Source organism: Paracoccaceae bacterium (assembly GCA_019454225.1).
In the GTDB taxonomy this organism is placed as follows: domain Bacteria; phylum Pseudomonadota; class Alphaproteobacteria; order Rhodobacterales; family Rhodobacteraceae.
The window spans coordinates 2,909,589-2,926,069 of the sequence record CP075370.1 but is presented as its reverse complement, the minus strand read 5'-3'; the positions used below and the strand labels follow the sequence as shown (position 1 = coordinate 2,926,069).

The following is a 16,481-nucleotide window of genomic DNA, read 5'->3' as shown; positions in this document are numbered from 1 at the left end:
TTCCGGAATACCGCACCATGGTGAACACCGCGCTACCACGGTCGGTCCGGTGGTGGCGCAGCATTGCGGCGCCAGTATGGCGCAGGACCCCGGTTCCGGCAATGCCGGGGCTGCCCGGGCTTGACAGCGCCGCGTCGGCGCGGCCACCTGCGCCCGGCCCCGAGGGAGGGGGCGCGCATGTCCGAACCGCTGCTGCTGATCCAGACCTCCGCCGACGCCGGACCGCGTGCCGGCCTGCTTGACGGCGATGCCTTCCGTCCGGCCGCCGACGGGGCATCGGTGCTCGACCTTGCGCAGCGCGCCATCGCGGCGGGCACGACACTGGCCGACACCGTCGCAGGCACCGTCTGGGGTGCTGCGCAGCCGGTGGCGGGGGTGGCGTTCCTGCCCCCCGTCACCCATCCCGATCCGACCCATCTGCACGCCACCGGCACCGGCCTGACGCATCTGGGCTCGGCCGACGCGCGCGACCGCATGCACGCCGCCACCGGCGCCGAGGTGACCGATTCCATCCGCATGTTCCGCGACGGCCTGGCGGGCGGCAAGCCTGCGGCGGGTGGCGTGGGCGTGCAGCCCGAATGGTTCTACAAGGGCAACGGGCACGTCATGGTGCCGCCCGGCGGCGACCTGCCGATGCCGCCCTTCGCCGAGGACGGCGGGGAAGAGCCCGAACTGGCCGGGATCTACCTGATCGGCCCCGACGGCACGCCGCACCGGCTGGGCTTCGCACTGGCCAACGAGTTCTCGGATCACGTGCTGGAACGGCGCAACTACCTGCTGCTTGCCCATTCCAAGCTGCGCGCCTTCTCGGTCGGGCCTGCGCTGCGGGTCGGTCCGCTGCCCGACGACATCCGCGGCACCAGCCGGGTGCTGCGCGGCGGGGCGGAACTGTTCGCCTCTCCCTTCCTGACGGGCGAGGCGAACATGAGCCACCACATCGCCAACCTCGAACACCACCACTTCAAGTATGACCTGTTCCGCCGCCCGGGCGAGGTGCATGTCCACATGTTCGGCACTGCCTGCCTGTCCTTCGCGGCCGGGGTCCGCACCGAGCCGGGCGACCTGTTCGAGATCGCGGCGCCTGGCTTCGGCCCTGCGCTCGTGAACCGCCTGGTGCGGACGGCGGGCGATGCCGGTGTTCCGATGCGCGTGCGCAGCCTGTGACCCTGCCGCGCCAGCGGCCCGGCCATCACCCTGATTGACGTACCTCATCCGCCGTCCGATACTCCGCGGCGGAGGAACCCATGCGGCCCACGGTGAACGACATCGCGCGCGAGGCGGGCGTCAGCCTGGCCACCGTGGACCGGGTGCTGAACGCCCGCCCCGGCGTCCGCGCCCGCACCGTCGATGCGGTCAACGACGCGATACGGCGGCTTGGCTATGTCCGCGACGTGGCCGCCGCCAACCTGGCCCGACAGCGTGTCTACCGCTTTGTCTATGTCCTGCCCGAGGTGTCGGGCCGCTTCGTCGCGGGCCTGCGCGCGGCGATTGCCGAGGCCGGTCGCGGCCTGATCGCCGAGCGCAGCGAGGTCGCGCTGCTGACGGTGCCGCCGCGCGACCCGCATGCGCTGGTCCTGGCCGTCGAGGCGGCGATGCAGGCGCCGCTCGACGGCGTGGCGATCATGGCGCATGAAACGCCCGAGGTGCGCGACCTGATCGCCCGGCTCCGGGCGCGCCGCATCGCCGTGGTGACCCTGGTCACCGACCAGCCCAAGGCGGCGCGCGACCACTTCGTCGGGATCGACAATATCGCGGCCGGGCGCACGGCAGGCACCCTGCTGGGGCGCTTTGTCGGCGCACGGCCGGGCAAGGTGGCGGTGGTCGTGTCGTCGATGCTGGCCCGCGACATGGTCGAGCGCCGCCTGGGTTTCGACGCCGTGCTGGCCGAACGCTTCCCCCATCTCGAACCGCTGCCCTCGGTCGAGGGGCATGATGACCGCGACCTGACAGGCCGCGTGACCGCCGCCTGCCTCGCCGCCAACCCGGGCGTGGTGGCGGTCTATGTGGCCGGGGCAGGGACCAGCGCGGTGACCGGCGCGTTGCGCGTGGCCGGGCTTGGCGGCCGGTCGGTGGTGATCGCCCACGAACTGACCCCCAGCACCCGCGCGGCCCTGATGGAGGGCACCATCGACGCCGTCATCGCCCAGGACGCGGGGCATATCGCGCGGTCGTCGCTGCGGCTTCTGCGGGCGGTGGCCGATGGCCTGCCGATCGACGAGGCGCAGGAACGCATCCGCATCAGCATCCTGCTGCGAGAGAACCTTCCGCCCCCCGGCTGAGGGCCGGAAACAGAATTGAGGGACGTACCTCAAAGAATCGTGGACAGGCCCGCCGGGGCAGGGCTATCGTTGCGTCAATGAAGAAGGCGGGCCGGACCCTGCCCGCACCAAACCTCTGGGAGGACTATCATGAAACGGACATCTCTGGCCGCCTCGGCGGCCATCGCGCTCGCATGGTCGGCGGGTGCAGCCCAGTCGGAAACCCTGACGCTGTGCTGGGCCGCCTGGGATCCGGCAAACGCGCTGGTCGAACTCAGCAAGGATTTCGAGGCCAAGTCGGGCCACACCATGCGGTTCGAGTTCATCCCCTGGCCCAACTTCGCCGACCGGATGCTGAACGAACTGAACTCGGGCGGCAAGCTCTGCGACCTGCTGATCGGCGACAGCCAGTGGATCGGCGGCGGCGCCGAGAACGGCCACTACGTCAAGCTGAACGACTTCTTCGACAGCGAAGGCATCAGCATGGACGATTTCGCCCCGGCGACCGTCTATGCCTATTCGACCTGGCCCAAGGGCGAACCCAACTACTACGCGCTGCCCGCGATGGGCGATGCGAACGGCTGGTTCTACCGCAAGGACTGGTTCTCGCGCCCCGACATCCAGGCCGCCTTCAAGGAAAAGACCGGCCGCGACCTGGCCGAGCCCAAGACCCAGAAGGAACTGCTGGAAATCGCCCAGTTCTTCCAGGGCCGCGAGATCGACGGCCAGACCGTCTATGGCGCCTCGATCTTCACCGAACGCGGGTCGGAAGGCATCACCATGGGCGCAACCGGCGCGCTCTACGCCTGGGGCTTCAAGTACGAGAACACGCCCGGCCAGTATGACATGGAAGGCGCGGTGAACTCGCCCGAGGCCGTGGAAGGCCTTGAATTCTACAAGGAACTCTACAAGACCGCGACGCCCCCGGGCTATACCAACGCCTATATGGAACAGTCGCTCGACGCCTTCAAATCCGGTCAGGTGGCGATGGCGATGAACTGGTTCGCCTTCTTCCCGGGCCTCTACGCCGATCCCACCGTCGGCGGCGACAAGATCGACTTCTTCGTGAACCCCGCCCAGAACATCGCCGCCTCGACACTGGGCGGCCAGGGGATTTCGGTCGTCAGCTACTCCGAGAAGAAGGACGCGGCGCTGGAATACATCAAGTGGTTCGCCGACCCCGAGGTGCAGAAGCGCTGGTGGTCGATGGGCGGCTATTCCTGCCACAAGGCGGTGCTGGAAGACCCGAACTTCGTCAACACGGCCCCCTTCGCGGCCGACTTCCTCGAGGCGATGGCAGGTGTCCAGGACTTCTGGCAGGAGCCGGCCTATGCCTCGCTGCTGCTTGCGATGCAGGAACGGCTGCACGACTACATCGTGGCCGACAAGGGCACCGCGCAAGAGGCGCTCGACGGCCTGATCGCCGACTGGACCGAAGTGTTCGAGGACGAAGGCAAGCTCTGACACGCCGCGCCGGGCAGGGGGCGGCCTCGCCGCCTCCTGCCCCGTGCCGGGCCGGTGCCACCGGCATCCGCCCGCCACCCGCCCTGAGCACCCCCCTCCGCCGGATGCGGCAGGGGTGTGCCCTTCACCCCGGCGCATCCGCGCCGACCCCGGAAGAGCCTGCCCCATGACCGACACGCCCGCCGACCGCATCGCCCGCGCGACCCCTCCCGCTGTCGCCCGCCGCATCCGGGGCCTGTCGGACCGCGCCATCGCCTGGATCTTCGTGGCGCCCACGATCTTCCTGCTGCTGGCGGTGAACATCTTCCCGCTGATCTGGACGGTCCGGCTGTCCTTCACCAACTTCCAGGCCAACCGCCCGAACCGAGAGGTCGAATGGGTCGGCCTGCGCAACTACGAACGCATCCTGACCGACGACGGCATCTGGGCCAACATGCAGGCCACGGCGCATTTCCTCGTCTGGACCATCGTGCTCCAGGTGATCCTGGGCTTCGCGCTCGCCTGGGCGATCAACCGGAAATTCCGGGGCAACGACCTGCTGACCACGCTGATCGTCCTGCCGATGATGCTGTCGCCCGCCGTGGTGGGCAACTTCTGGACCTTCCTCTACCAGCCGCAGATCGGGCTGTTCAACTATGCCGTCAGCTTCGTCTCGGGCGTCCCGCCCTCGTCCTTCGAGATGCTGGGTTCGGTGCGGCTGGCCCCCTGGGCGATCATCATCGTCGACACCTGGATGTGGACGCCCTTCGTGATGCTGATCTGCCTTGCCGGTCTGCGCTCGATCCCCGAATACATCTACGAGGCGGCCGAGATCGACCGCGCCTCGAAATGGCGGCAGTTCTGGACCATCACGGTTCCCATGGTCCTGCCCTTCCTTATGCTCGCGGTGCTGTTCCGGGGCATCGAGAACTTCAAGATGTTCGACCTTGTCGTGCAGCTCACCGGGGGCGGACCGGGTTCGGTGACGGAACTCGCCTCGATCAACCTCAAGCGCGAGGCCTTCGAGAAATGGCGCACCGGCTATTCCTCGGCCTATGCGATCATCCTGTTCGTCACCGTCTTCGGACTGGCGAGCATCTACGTCAAGGCCCTGAACAAGGTGAAGGAAAGATGAGCGCGGTTTCCATCACCGAACCCACGGCCCGGTCGAAATGGGTCGCCGGCATCCTTGTCACGCTCTACGCCGTGATCACGCTGATGCCGCTGGCGTGGATCATCATGACCGGCTTCAAGTCGGGGCCGGATTCGATTTCCTACCCCCCCAAGGTGGTGTTCGAGCCCTCGCTGGAAGGCTATGTGAACCTCTTCACCACCCGCACCCGGCTCAGCCAGCAGGCATTCCAGCAACTGCCACCCCCCGAAACCTGGTATGACCGCATCGTGCGCGATCAGGGGATGGTCATCGCCGGCCAGTCGCGTTTCGGCGAAAGGTTCATGAACTCGGTCATCATCGGCTTCGGATCGACCTTCCTGTCGATCTTCCTCGGCACGCTGGCGGCCTATGCCTTCAGCCGCTTCAAGGTTCCGCTGAAGGATGACCTGCTGTTCTTCATCCTGTCCACCCGGATGATGCCGCCCATCGCCGTCGCCATCCCGATCTTCCTGATGTACCGCACGCTGGGCCTCAGCGACACGCATCTCGGGATGATCATCCTCTACACGGCGGTGAACATCAGCCTCGCGGTCTGGCTGCTCAAGGGCTTCATCGACGAAATCCCCCGCGAGTACGAGGAAGCCGCGCTGATCGACGGCTACACGCGGTTCCAGGCCTTCCGCAAGGTCGTGCTGCCGCAGGCCACCACCGGCATCGCCGCCACCGCGATCTTCTGCCTGATCTTCGCCTGGAACGAATACGCCTTCGCGGTGCTGCTGACCTCGGGCGTTGCCCAGACCGCGCCCCCCTTCATCCCCACGATCATCGGCGTCGGCGGCCAGGACTGGCCGGCCGTCGCGGCGGGGGCCACGCTGTTCCTGCTGCCGGTGATGATCTTCACCATCCTGCTGCGCAAGCATCTCCTGCGCGGGATCACCTTCGGGGCGGTGCGTAAATGAAACCCTGCAGCACAGCGCGTCCTGTCGGGACGGATGCCATACGCCTGCCATACGCAAACCAGACGGGAAACAGACGGTGAATTCCTTTCTATCCGGCCTCGTCCGCCTGCGTCGCGGACCCTGGGAACTGGTCGCCTCGGTGCTGATCGGCCTCGGCGTCGTGATGCTGATGCAGCCCCTGTCGCTCTGGGCCTATGGCTGGTCCTTCGCGGTGACCCTGACCGGCACGGTGATGTTCATCGTCGTCTCGCATTTCCCGGACTGACCCATGGCCGAGATCGTCATCAGGGATTTGTGCAAGGAATTCGGGAACTTCACCGCCGTGAAGGGATCGTCCTTCACGATCCGCGACGGTGAATTCTTCATGCTGCTGGGCCCGTCGGGCTGCGGCAAGACCACCACGCTGCGGATGATCGCGGGGCTGGAACTGCCCACCTCGGGCCAGATCCTGATCGACGGCGAAGACGTCTCGCAACGCCCCGCCAGCCAGCGCGACATCGCCATGGTGTTCCAGATGTTCGCGCTCTACCCGCATATGAACGTGCGCAAGAACATCTCGTATCCCCTTGTTTCCCAAGGAGTTAGACGGCCAGAGGTGCAGGCCCGCGTGGCCGAGGTGGCGCGCATCCTGCGCATCGCCGACATTCTCGACCGCCCGGTGGGCGGCCTGTCGGGCGGCGACCGCCAGCGCGTCGCCCTGGCCCGCGCCATCGTGCGCCGCCCCAAGGCCTTCATGATGGACGAACCGCTGGGCGCGCTCGACGCCGAATTCCGCGAGATCATGGCCGAGGAACTGCGCAACCTGCACGACCGGATGGGGGCGACCACCGTCTATGTCACCCATGACCAGCTGGAGGCGATGCAGATGGGCGACAAGATTGTCGTTATGAATCATGGGGTTGTCGAACAGTTTGGAACCCCGCAGGATATCTATGACCATCCCGCCACGCTGTTCGTGGCCGATTTCATCGGCAGCCCCTCGATGAACATGCTGCGCTTCGACGGCGCCGTGGCGCCCGGTTCATCATCCGTCAACCTTGGCGGCGTAGAGATCGCGCTGCCCACCCTGCGCGAAGGCGCCCGGGGGCCACTGGTCCTGGGTGTCAGGCCCGAACATGTCCGCCTTGACGATGCCGCGCCCTACCGCGCGCGGATCGAGGCGGCAGAGTATCTGGGGACGACCCAGATCATCACGCTGACCGCCCCGCATGGCACGGTCAAGGCGCGCATCTCCTCGGCCGAAACGCTGCGCCCCGGTGACATGACCGGCCTCCGCCTCCTTGCCCCCACCCTGTCGCTGTTCGATGCCGGGACCGGCCGGGCGCTTGCGACCGAAGCCAACGAAAGGGTGCTCCGTGGCTGAGGTTGTCCTGTCCAGAATCCGGAAATCATTCGGAAAAACCCTGGCACTCTCGGATGTGACGATGACCGTCCCCGACGGCGCATTTGTCGTGCTGCTGGGCCCGACCGGGGCCGGAAAGACCACGACGCTGCGCCTGATCGCCGGCCTCGACCGGCCCGACGCAGGTGACATCCGCATCGACGGGGCCTCGGTCCTGAACGACACGCCGGCACAGCGCGACATCGCCATGGTGTTCCAGCAGTATTCGCTCTACCCCCACCTGACGGTCCGCGAGAACCTGGCCTTCCCGCTGCGCTCGCCGGTCCTTGCCTGGCCTGCGGACCGCATAGCGGCGCAGGTGAAGGACGTCGCGGAAGTTCTTAGAATCACACATAAACTCGACAACAAGGCGACGCAGCTGTCGGGGGGCGAGATGCAGCGCGTCTCGATCGGGCGGGCGCTCGTGCGATCTCCGCGCATCTACCTGATGGACGAACCGCTGTCGTCGCTCGATGCCAAGCTGCGCGCGGAATTGCGTATCGAACTCAAGCGGATACATCGAGATCTTCAGGCAACGTTCCTGTATGTGACGCATGACCAGATCGAGGCGATGACCATGGCCACCCATGTCGGCGTGCTGGACCATGGGCGCCTTGTCCAGTTCGGCACCCCGCGCGAGGTCTATGAGGATCCGGCCAGCGCCTATGTCGCCACCCGTCTCGGGCAGCCGCGCATCAACCTGCTGCCCGCGCGGGCCTTTCCGGGGGCGCCGCCCGGTGCTGCGCAGATCGGCCTGCGTCCCGAACATGTCGCGCTGGGCCAGGGCCAGCCCGCCCATGTCCATCGTGTCGAGCATCTGGGCGACCAGACGCGCCTGCACCTGCGGCTGGCGGACCATGACCTGATCACCCTGACCGACCCGCATACCACATTGGCCCCGGGCGCCGAAGTGGCCGTCGCGCCGCTTGGCGCGCTGTGGTTCGATGCTGAAGGCAATCGCATCCGGCAAGGATAAGACCATGAAACAGTTCATGAATGCAAAGGACACCCTGGTCACCGAGGCCGTCGAGGGCGTGGTTCGCGCCAGCGGCGGGCGCCTGGCCCGGCTGGACGGGTTTCCCCATATCAAGGTGGTCGTCCGGGCCGACTGGGACCGTGCGAAGGTCGCGCTCGTCTCGGGCGGGGGATCGGGGCATGAACCCAGCCATGCCGGTTTCGTGGGGCGCGGGATGCTGACAGCGGCGGTCTGCGGCGATGTCTTCGCCAGCCCGTCGGTCGATGCGGTGCTGGCGGGAATCCTCGCGGTGACCGGGCCTGCGGGGTGCCTGCTGATCGTCAAGAACTACACCGGCGACCGGCTGAACTTCGGCCTTGCCGCCGAACGCGCCCGCGCCTTCGGATTGCGGGTGGCGATGGTGGTGGTGGATGACGATGTGGCGCTGCCCGACCTGCCGCAACCGCGCGGGGTGGCCGGAACGCTGTTCGTCCACAAGATCGCGGGGGGCATGGCAGAGGCCGGCGCAGACCTGGAAACCATTGAAAAGATGGCGAGATCGGTAATTTCCGGCGCAATCTCGATCGGCATGAGCCTGGACACATGCACCGTGCCCGGCAGCCCCAAGGAAGATCGGATCGGCACTGGCAAGGCCGAGCTTGGCCTTGGCATCCATGGCGAGCCGGGTGTCGAGCAGGTGGATTTCGCCGGCGCGAGGGCGGCCATCGCGATGGTTGCGGATCGTCTGGCGCCGCATATGGGGCAGGGGCCGCAGGTGGCGCTGCTGAACAACCTCGGGGCCACGACACCGCTGGAGATGTCGGTTCTGGCCGAGGAACTGGCGCGGCACATGGGGGACCGGCTGGGCTGGCTGATCGGCCCCGCGGCGATGATGACCTCGCTCGACATGCACGGCTTTTCGGTCTCGCTGCTGCCGGGGACGGACGAGGTGATTTCTGCCCTGGCCACGCCGGTCGAGCCCGCCGCCTGGCCGGGCCTGGCGGTGGTGGGGCCTGTGGCGGTGCGGCCGCTGCCTGACGGTCTTGCGCCGATCCAGCCCATCCCCTCGGCCCATCCGGCCCGGCGCGATCTTGTGTTGCGCTGCTGCAATGCGTTGATTTCGCAGGAATCCGCGTTGAACAGCCTGGATGCGAAGTCGGGTGACGGCGATACCGGCACGACGCTTGCCACCGCGGCGCGGGCGCTGGTGACGGCGGTGGACCGGTTGCCGCTGGCCGACCCGACGCAGCTTTATCGTGCGATCGGCATGGAGCTGAGCCAGACCATGGGCGGATCGTCCGGCGTCCTGCTGGCGATCTTCTTCGCCGCGGCGGGCGATGCCTCGGCCTCGGGGCGGACGTGGATCGGCGCGCTGGCGGCAGGGCTGGATCGGGTGATGCAGGTCGGCGGCGCCGCCCCCGGCCACCGCACGATGATCGACGCGCTCGCGCCCGCGCTGGCCGCGCTGCCCGAGGGGCTGCCGGCCGCCGCTGCCGCGGCGCGGGCGGGTGCCGATGCGACATCGGGCATGACCCGCGCACGGGCGGGGCGCGCGAGCTATCTTGGCGCGGACAAGCTTGCCGGTCACAACGATCCGGGTGCCGAGGGTGTGGCGCGTCTTTTCGAAGTGCTTGCAAGGGGTTGAACACCGCCGGGCCGGGGCTCGGCGGATCGGTGCAGCCCGGTTCCGCGCGGGGCGCGGCGCGTGCGGGCCGCTGATCCCGGCGGGCCACGGATCATGGGACCACGCAGCACCCCCGCATGTCGGATAGCTCTTGACCGGCGGCGCCCTCCGCCGTCAGATTTACGCGGGGATAGTGTGATTTCGCGCCGCTGCGGCGCTCTTCGGCTTTCGAACGGATGGGGGGCATTGTGTCAAAGGAATTTCCGCTCGTCGACGATGCGGTCAAGAAGATCGTCAAGAAGTCGCGCGCCATGCCGGTGGCCTTCGGCTTCAACCCCGGCACGACCGACGAGGACGACGAATACCTCGCCGCCCATGTCCGCAAGAAGCCCGAGATGCTGGGAAAGCTGGCCCTGCATGATGGCGCGGGCACGAAATCCGCCTTCGGCACCTTCCAGGCCGTCGGGTCGGAAATCCACCTCACCTGCTTCCGGACGATCCCGCAGCTGGCGAAGAAGATCAAACGCTACCTGAAGCGCTACAAGGTGACGCTGAACGTGGTGGTGATGGACCCGGACGGAAACGTCATCGACAGCGATGTCGAGGTGCTGACCGAATGGTTCGACGAATCCGGGGACGAGGACGCCATCGAGGTTCCCGGGACCGCGCCCGACGAGGCGGCGGAAGATGCCGCCGCCGATCCGGTCGAGGCGGTTCCCGACCCGGCCGCCGACCCGGCGGAACTGGCGGCGCGGCTCAAGGCCCTGCAGCCGGAGGTCGCGGCCGCCCCCGCCGACGTGGCGGCCCGCGTCGCGCAGGGTTTTGCCGGGGCAGTCGCCCTGGTCAGGGGCGGCAAGCTGGTCGAGGCGGAAAGCGCGATTTCCAAGCTGGAGATGGTGGTGGCCAGGCTGGCGATGATGCGCGCCTCGGCGCCACCGGTGGCGCCACCCGCACCGTCCCCGGGCGATGACCAGCGGCTGCCGAAGCTGCGCCAGGCGATCGAGATGCTTCGCGGATCGGTCAATGCGCTTGCGGGCGCGGATGCGCTGTCCGGCCGGCTGGATACGGCGACCGGCCACGTCGATGCGGGCGAGCCCGAGGCCGCGATGGGCATCCTGCGCGAGGTCCAGTCCGGTGTGGCGGCATTGCAGGCCGCGCGGGACAAATGGACCAAGGCCGAGGCGATGGTGACGCCGCAGGTGGCGCAGGCCCTGTCGGCGCGCAGCATCGCCGATCCCGACGGGTTGCGGACCCGCTGGGCATTCGTCACCGGGCTGGCCGCCGACGGGGCCTATGACCGTGCGCTGGCCGCGCTGCCGCAGATCGTCGCGCTGCTGCGCAGCGGCCCGGCAGCGCCCGAGGTGGCGGCGGGCACCGTGGCGTTCCAGAAATCCCGGGTGCTGTGGGTCGGCGCGCGGTCGAGGATGATGGACGAGGCGCGCAAGCTGGCTGACGCCATCATCGCGCAATCCGCCGATGATGCCGACGCGGCCGAGATCGCGGAGGCCGCGCAGGAGATCCTGGACGAGGTCGCGGTGATCGACGACCGGCTTCAGGATGTGCTGGACCGCATCACCGAAGCGCCCGAAGGCCCCGCGCGCGACGGGCTGAAGCGCCAGGCCTCGACCGTTCTGGCGGAATATCATGGCCTTCTGGGTCAGGGCATCTTTGCCGTGATCGACTCCAACCCGTTTGCCGCCGTCTCGGTCACCTCTCGCGCGCGTGCCGCGCTGGATCAGGTGGCCCGGACCCTGGCCGCCTGAGCCCGGAAAGGTCATCCCGATGCCCACGCTCGACGAGAATCAGCGCGCCTGGCTGGACAAGGCGCTTCAGTCCAAGGGCCGCTTCACCCGCGCCGCCTCGATCCGCAAGGAATGGGAGGACTACCGCCGCCGCCGCGACAAGGCGGTGGCCAACAGCGCGGGCCTGCCGCCGGAACACCCCAACCGGAAGCTGATCGACAACGGCATCCGCGATGCCGACGCCCTGGCGAAGGACGGCAAGTTCGCCCAGGCCTACAAGGCGCTCGACTCGATCAAGAAGATGGGCGCGACCGCTTCGGTCGAACGGGCGCGCACGATCAGCATCTCCGGCATCGAGACCGAGCTGAACGTTCTGCGCTCGAAGATCGGCAACGTGAAATCCACCGTCGAGTTCGCGCATCGGTTCTATGGGGATGTGTTTGACCGTGTCGACCAGTTGACGCCCTGTTCGGCACAGCCGGACCTGACAGCCGCGACGCTGCATCTGAAGGGCCTCAACGAAACGGCCGCCGAACTGATGATCGAACTCGCGGTGCGCGAGAAGTGGATGTACCGTGCAAGCGACGAGGTCCGCGCCGCCGGTTTCCGCGACCATATCGAGCGCATCGAGCGGGACATTGCGGTTCACGTGACCGCCGGCCATGCCGACAAGGTGGCGAACGCGACCCAGCGGCTGCAATCCATGAAGGCCGAGATCACCACGCCGGACAACCGGTACTTCAATCCGGATTATGTGGTCTCGGCCGTTGCCGAGCGGCGCGGCACGTTCGAGACCGCGATGCGCGCGCTGCGCGACATCTCGATGTTCAAGGGCACGGTCGAAAACACCAGGGACCCCAGCACCGAGCAGGTGCGCGACAGGCTGGAGCCGACCACCAATCTCGAATGGCTGGAGCAGGAGGAAGAGGACCGGCTGGCCCTGGCCAGGCGGATGATGGTTTCGGCGGGCCTCAAGGACAGCACGCTGCAGTCGCGGACGAAGGAGCGCGATGTCGAGGTTGCGCCAGAACTCGACAGGTTCGACGGCGACACGATGTTCGAGGACCTGTCGGATGCGGTGTTCGGCCAGGGCAACGACATGCCCGAGGCGCTGACGATGTCGCAGATCGAGGCCCTGATCGCAGGTGCCGGGACGAAGCTGCGCGACGAGATCGCGAATCTCGACCCCGCCGGCGACGAGATGTTCGACCTGATGCTGAAGACTCCGAAGGAGCTTGCCAGCCTTGCCTGCCTGAAGCTGACGGGCATTGCCGACCTGTCGCAGGCGGGCGATGCGTTGAAGGAGCTCTTCACCCGGATGGGCAGGGAGATGCGCAAGGCGATCCTGGAGAATTCACCGAACCGGATGAAGGACGACAAGTCCGAGATCGTCGTGAACGGCCAGACCTACACATTGGTCGACACGATCGGCGAGGGGGCCAATGGTGCGATCCGCCGCTATACCGACGGCACGAAGACCTTCGTGGTCAAGTCGCTGAAGCGGGGCGAGGAACGGTCGTTCGGTGCGATGGCCGAGGAGATGCGCACGCACAAGCGGCTGATGGATGGTGCGGGCGAGGGGTCCGAGAACATCGTCGAGATGAAGGGTGCCGCCGTGTCGAACGACGGCGCGCTGCACATGATGATGGAAGAGGTCGAAGGCGGCGACATGACCACGGTGGGCAACAACCTCGTCATGCTCGAATCCCTCGGGGTGCTTCCGCCCGAGGCCAAGCGGGTGCTGTCGCTGGACCTGATCGCGCAGACCGTCAAGGGCATGATGGCGATGCAGCAGTCGGGCCTTGTGCACAACGACCTGAAACCGCAGAACATGATGATCGCCCGCGACGGGACGGTGAAGATCATCGACTTCGGCGAAAGCCGTTTCGTCGACGAGCAGACCGAAACGATCCCCGGCGCCGGGGATGGCGATTACAACACCACGCCCGGCTACGAGGCTCCGGAACACTGGGGCGGCGACCAGGGGGTCACCAGCAAGGCCGACAGCTTTGCCCTGTCCGGCATCATGAAGATCCTGATGGACCCGTCGATGAGCGAGGCATCGGTGCTTCGGGGCCAGAAGCCGGTGGGCGCGCTTGGCCGGATCGTCGCCGCGCTGTCCGATCCGGACCCCAAGAAGCGGCCCGCGCTCGACACGGTGCTGGTGTCATCGCTCATGGACCAGGTGTCGCAGAACGCGAACCCGCAGGATGTGCGTGACCTTCAGGTGGCGGCGGCCGAGGTGAACACGGCAATGCGCGGCCTGAAGGCGACGATCAGCGCCGAGGACCTGCGGGCGAACGCGCCGTCCGGCAAGGGCATGACCGACACGATGTGGCTGCCCTATCTGGAAAAGGGCCTTCAGAACGGGGCGGAAGTGCCGATTGCAGCCTTCCAGACGATGGTGACCAAGCTTGACGACAAGCTGAGAGAACTGCGCGGCAAGCTGGCCGGCGGTTCGCCCGATGGCGCGCAGGACCTGCGCGACAAGATCGCCGAGGCGGAACGGCAGAAGAAGTTCTGGATGGCCGAGGTGACACGCCAGATGGACGGCCATCGCGCCGAGGGCAAGAAGGAACTGGACGATCTGCTCGCCGATCCTGCGAACACGACCACGGTTCCGGGCAAGGGCGGCGGCAAGATGACCTTGAAGGACGCGGTCGCCCTTCGCGAACGCAACCTGTCCGACATCGACCGGCTGCAGAAGGATTTCTACACGCTGGCCAACGACCGGCCCGACATGGCGCAGGCCTGGCTGGACGAGACCAACGCCACGCTGAACGCGCTTGCCGATCAGGCGGCGGCGATCGAGAAGGCGGTGGTTGCTGCGGCCGGACCCAAGGCGCGCTACTTCCTTGCCGAACAGAAGATGTCCGAAATCGCGGCCCGCTTCGGCCCGCGCAAGACGACCGGCGAGGAGATCAGGGACAAGGCCACGCCCAAGAGCCCGCCGGTGCAGCCGCCCATGCCGCCGCAGGGCGGCGACAGGCCCAACCCTCCACCCCCGCCGGGCAGCTAGGGCGGGCCGCGACCGCCTGCGGGCACGGAGCCGGGACCAATTCCGATGCTTCCTGCGAAAAACCGCGGGCATTCGACGTTTTCTTCGCGGGGCAGGGTTGAATCTCGGCAATTGGTGAATAAAACTGACCAATAGGCACGGAGCACGAAGGCACCGGCCGCGACATGTCTGGGGAGGACAACATGACCAATTCCGGCAAGCCGGCGCTCTCGCGCCGTTCGTTCCTGCGCACGGGCGCGCTCGCGGGCGGCGCTGCAGCAGGTTCGGTTCTGGCCGCGCCCGCCGTGCTGGCGCAATCGCCCGTCGTGGTGAAGATGCAGACGTCCTGGCCGGCGTCGGACATCTGGATGGATTTCGCGCGCGAATACGTGACGCGGGTGCAGGAAATGTCGGGCGGCCGCCTGACGATCGACCTTCTGCCGGCGGGTGCCGTCGTCGGCGCTTTCCAGGTGATGGACGCAGTGAACGATGGCGTTCTGGACGCCGCGCATACCGTGCCGGTCTACTGGTACGGCAAGTCGAAGGCCGCGTCGTTCTTCGGGACCGGCCCGGTGTTCGGCGGTTCGGCGGGCACGATGCTGGCCTGGTTCTATCAGGGCGGCGGTGCGGAACTGTATCGCGAACTGACGCAGGACATCCTGGGCCTGAACGTCTACGGCTTCATGGGCATGCCGATGCCGGCCCAGCCCTTCGGCTGGTTCAAGGGCGAGGTGAACACCGTCGCCGACCTGCAGGGCTTCAAGTACCGGACCGTGGGTCTTGCCGCCGACCTGCTGCAGGCGATGGGGATGTCGGTTGCCCAGCTTCCGGGCGGCGAGATCGTGCCCGCGATGGAGCGCGGCGTGATCGACGCGTTCGAGTTCAACAACCCGTCGTCCGACAGCCGGTTCGGCGCGCAGGACGTGGCCAAGAACTACTACCTGTCGTCCTACCACCAGGCGTCCGAATCCTTCGAGTTCCTGTTCAACAAGGACTTCATGGATGACCTCGACCCCGACCTCCAGGCGATCCTGAAATACGGTGTCGAAGCCTCGGCGACCTCGAACCTCGCCCTTGCGATGCGCGAGTATTCGAGCGACCTGCAGAAGCTGCAGACCGAGTCGGGTGTCACCGTGCACCGCACGTCGAAGGAAATCCTGGCCGGCCAGCTGGAAGCCTGGGACAAGCTGATCGCCGATCTGGAAACCGATCCGTTCAACAAGAAGATCATGGACAGCCAGCGTGCCTGGGTGGAAAAGGTCGCCTACTACGAACTGATGAACGCGCCGGACCTCGCGCTTGCCTACGATCACTACTTCCCGGGCAAGCTGGCGCTCTGATCGCAGCTTCGCTACATCCTTCGGCCGGGGGCGTGATCGCCCCCGGCCTTGTCACAGAGGAACCCCATGCGCCGCTACATCGTGTTCGCCGACACCCTGTCGGCGTGGTTCGGCAAGACGTTCGGCTGGCTCATCATCCTGATGACCTTCGGGGTCAGCTATGAGGTTCTGGTGCGCTATGTCTTCAACGCACCGACCCCGTGGTCGCTGGATGTGTCCTTCATCATGTATGGCACGCTGTTCATGATGGGCGGCGCCTACACGCTGTCGCGCGGCGGGCATGTGCGGGGCGACTTCCTGTATCGCACCTGGCAGCCACGCACCCAGGCAATGGTCGATCTGGTCCTCTACATCTTCTTCTTCTTTCCCGGCATCATCGCCCTGATCCTTGCCGGATGGAAATATGCCTCGCGGTCCTGGGGCTATGCCGAGGTGTCGATCAATTCGCCCGCCGGAATCCCGATCTTCCAGTTCAAGTCGGTGATCGTCGCGGCGGGCATCCTGCTGTTCATCCAGGGCATCGCGCAGGTCTTCCGGTGCATCCTCTGCATGCGCGAGAACCGCTGGATGGTCGCCGACGAGGATGTCGAGGAAACCGAAACCATCCTGATCAAGCAGGCGCAGTCCGGCCAGACCCACGGCTGACCGCCTTTCCCGAACCGACCTT

13 protein-coding genes are annotated in these 16,481 nt (G+C 66.9%); all 13 read left to right on the top strand.

From position 1 onward, the window contains the following. The first annotated feature begins 177 nt into the window (after positions 1-177). Entirely contained in the window at positions 178-1,164 is a 987-nt protein-coding gene (locus KF887_13815) for a GguC protein (GenBank protein QYK40491.1), read from the top strand. Positions 1,165-1,244: 80 nt separating this feature from the next. Further along, the gene (locus KF887_13810) at positions 1,245-2,279 is read left to right on the top strand and encodes a LacI family DNA-binding transcriptional regulator (protein ID QYK40490.1); all 1,035 of its coding nucleotides are present in this window, start codon (positions 1,245-1,247) and stop codon (positions 2,277-2,279) included. A gap of 129 nt (positions 2,280-2,408) precedes the next feature. Beyond that, complete coding sequence (locus KF887_13805; protein ID QYK40489.1) at positions 2,409-3,722, top strand: extracellular solute-binding protein; 1,314 nt, start codon at positions 2,409-2,411, stop codon at positions 3,720-3,722. Between the two features lie 166 nt (positions 3,723-3,888). Next, positions 3,889-4,836, top strand: coding sequence for a sugar ABC transporter permease (locus KF887_13800; protein QYK40488.1), 948 nt, complete (start codon positions 3,889-3,891; stop codon positions 4,834-4,836). Continuing rightward, the gene (locus KF887_13795; GenBank protein QYK40487.1) at positions 4,833-5,774 is read left to right on the top strand and encodes a carbohydrate ABC transporter permease; all 942 of its coding nucleotides are present in this window, start codon (positions 4,833-4,835) and stop codon (positions 5,772-5,774) included. Before KF887_13800 ends, KF887_13795 begins: the two co-directional genes overlap by 4 nt. A 76-nt stretch (positions 5,775-5,850) precedes the next feature. Next, positions 5,851-6,039, top strand: coding sequence for a hypothetical protein (locus KF887_13790; GenBank protein QYK40486.1), 189 nt, complete (start codon positions 5,851-5,853; stop codon positions 6,037-6,039). A 3-nt stretch (positions 6,040-6,042) separates the two neighbouring features. Then, positions 6,043-7,137: an ABC transporter ATP-binding protein gene (locus tag KF887_13785; protein ID QYK40485.1), complete on the top strand. Its 1,095-nt coding sequence runs from the start codon at positions 6,043-6,045 to the stop codon at positions 7,135-7,137. Next, entirely contained in the window at positions 7,130-8,131 is a 1,002-nt protein-coding gene (locus KF887_13780) for an ABC transporter ATP-binding protein (GenBank protein QYK40484.1), read from the top strand. Before KF887_13785 ends, KF887_13780 begins: the two co-directional genes overlap by 8 nt. A 4-nt stretch (positions 8,132-8,135) precedes the next feature. Then, entirely contained in the window at positions 8,136-9,755 is a 1,620-nt protein-coding gene (locus KF887_13775) for a dihydroxyacetone kinase subunit DhaK (GenBank protein ID QYK40483.1), read from the top strand. 227 nt (positions 9,756-9,982) lie between these two features. Further along, a complete protein-coding gene (locus KF887_13770; protein QYK40482.1) occupies positions 9,983-11,497 on the top strand; it encodes a hypothetical protein in 1,515 nt (504 codons plus the stop codon). A gap of 19 nt (positions 11,498-11,516) precedes the next feature. Then, a complete protein-coding gene (locus KF887_13765) occupies positions 11,517-14,495 on the top strand; it encodes a protein kinase family protein (GenBank protein ID QYK40481.1) in 2,979 nt (992 codons plus the stop codon). Between the two features lie 182 nt (positions 14,496-14,677). Continuing rightward, positions 14,678-15,814: a TRAP transporter substrate-binding protein gene (locus tag KF887_13760; GenBank protein QYK40480.1), complete on the top strand. Its 1,137-nt coding sequence runs from the start codon at positions 14,678-14,680 to the stop codon at positions 15,812-15,814. A gap of 66 nt (positions 15,815-15,880) precedes the next feature. After that, positions 15,881-16,459, top strand: a complete 579-nt coding sequence (locus KF887_13755; GenBank protein ID QYK40479.1) for a TRAP transporter small permease subunit — start codon at positions 15,881-15,883, stop codon at positions 16,457-16,459. Positions 16,460-16,481 lie beyond the last annotated feature (22 nt).

Coding starts and splice junctions, on each gene's coding strand:
- KF887_13815 (QYK40491.1), top strand. CDS start 178: ATGTCCGAACCGCTGCTGCTGATCCAGACCTCCGCCGACGCCGGACCG.
- KF887_13810 (QYK40490.1), top strand. CDS start 1,245: ATGCGGCCCACGGTGAACGACATCGCGCGCGAGGCGGGCGTCAGCCTG.
- KF887_13805 (QYK40489.1), top strand. CDS start 2,409: ATGAAACGGACATCTCTGGCCGCCTCGGCGGCCATCGCGCTCGCATGG.
- KF887_13800 (QYK40488.1), top strand. CDS start 3,889: ATGACCGACACGCCCGCCGACCGCATCGCCCGCGCGACCCCTCCCGCT.
- KF887_13795 (QYK40487.1), top strand. CDS start 4,833: ATGAGCGCGGTTTCCATCACCGAACCCACGGCCCGGTCGAAATGGGTC.
- KF887_13785 (QYK40485.1), top strand. CDS start 6,043: ATGGCCGAGATCGTCATCAGGGATTTGTGCAAGGAATTCGGGAACTTC.
- KF887_13775 (QYK40483.1), top strand. CDS start 8,136: ATGAAACAGTTCATGAATGCAAAGGACACCCTGGTCACCGAGGCCGTC.
- KF887_13765 (QYK40481.1), top strand. CDS start 11,517: ATGCCCACGCTCGACGAGAATCAGCGCGCCTGGCTGGACAAGGCGCTT.
- KF887_13760 (QYK40480.1), top strand. CDS start 14,678: ATGACCAATTCCGGCAAGCCGGCGCTCTCGCGCCGTTCGTTCCTGCGC.
- KF887_13755 (QYK40479.1), top strand. CDS start 15,881: ATGCGCCGCTACATCGTGTTCGCCGACACCCTGTCGGCGTGGTTCGGC.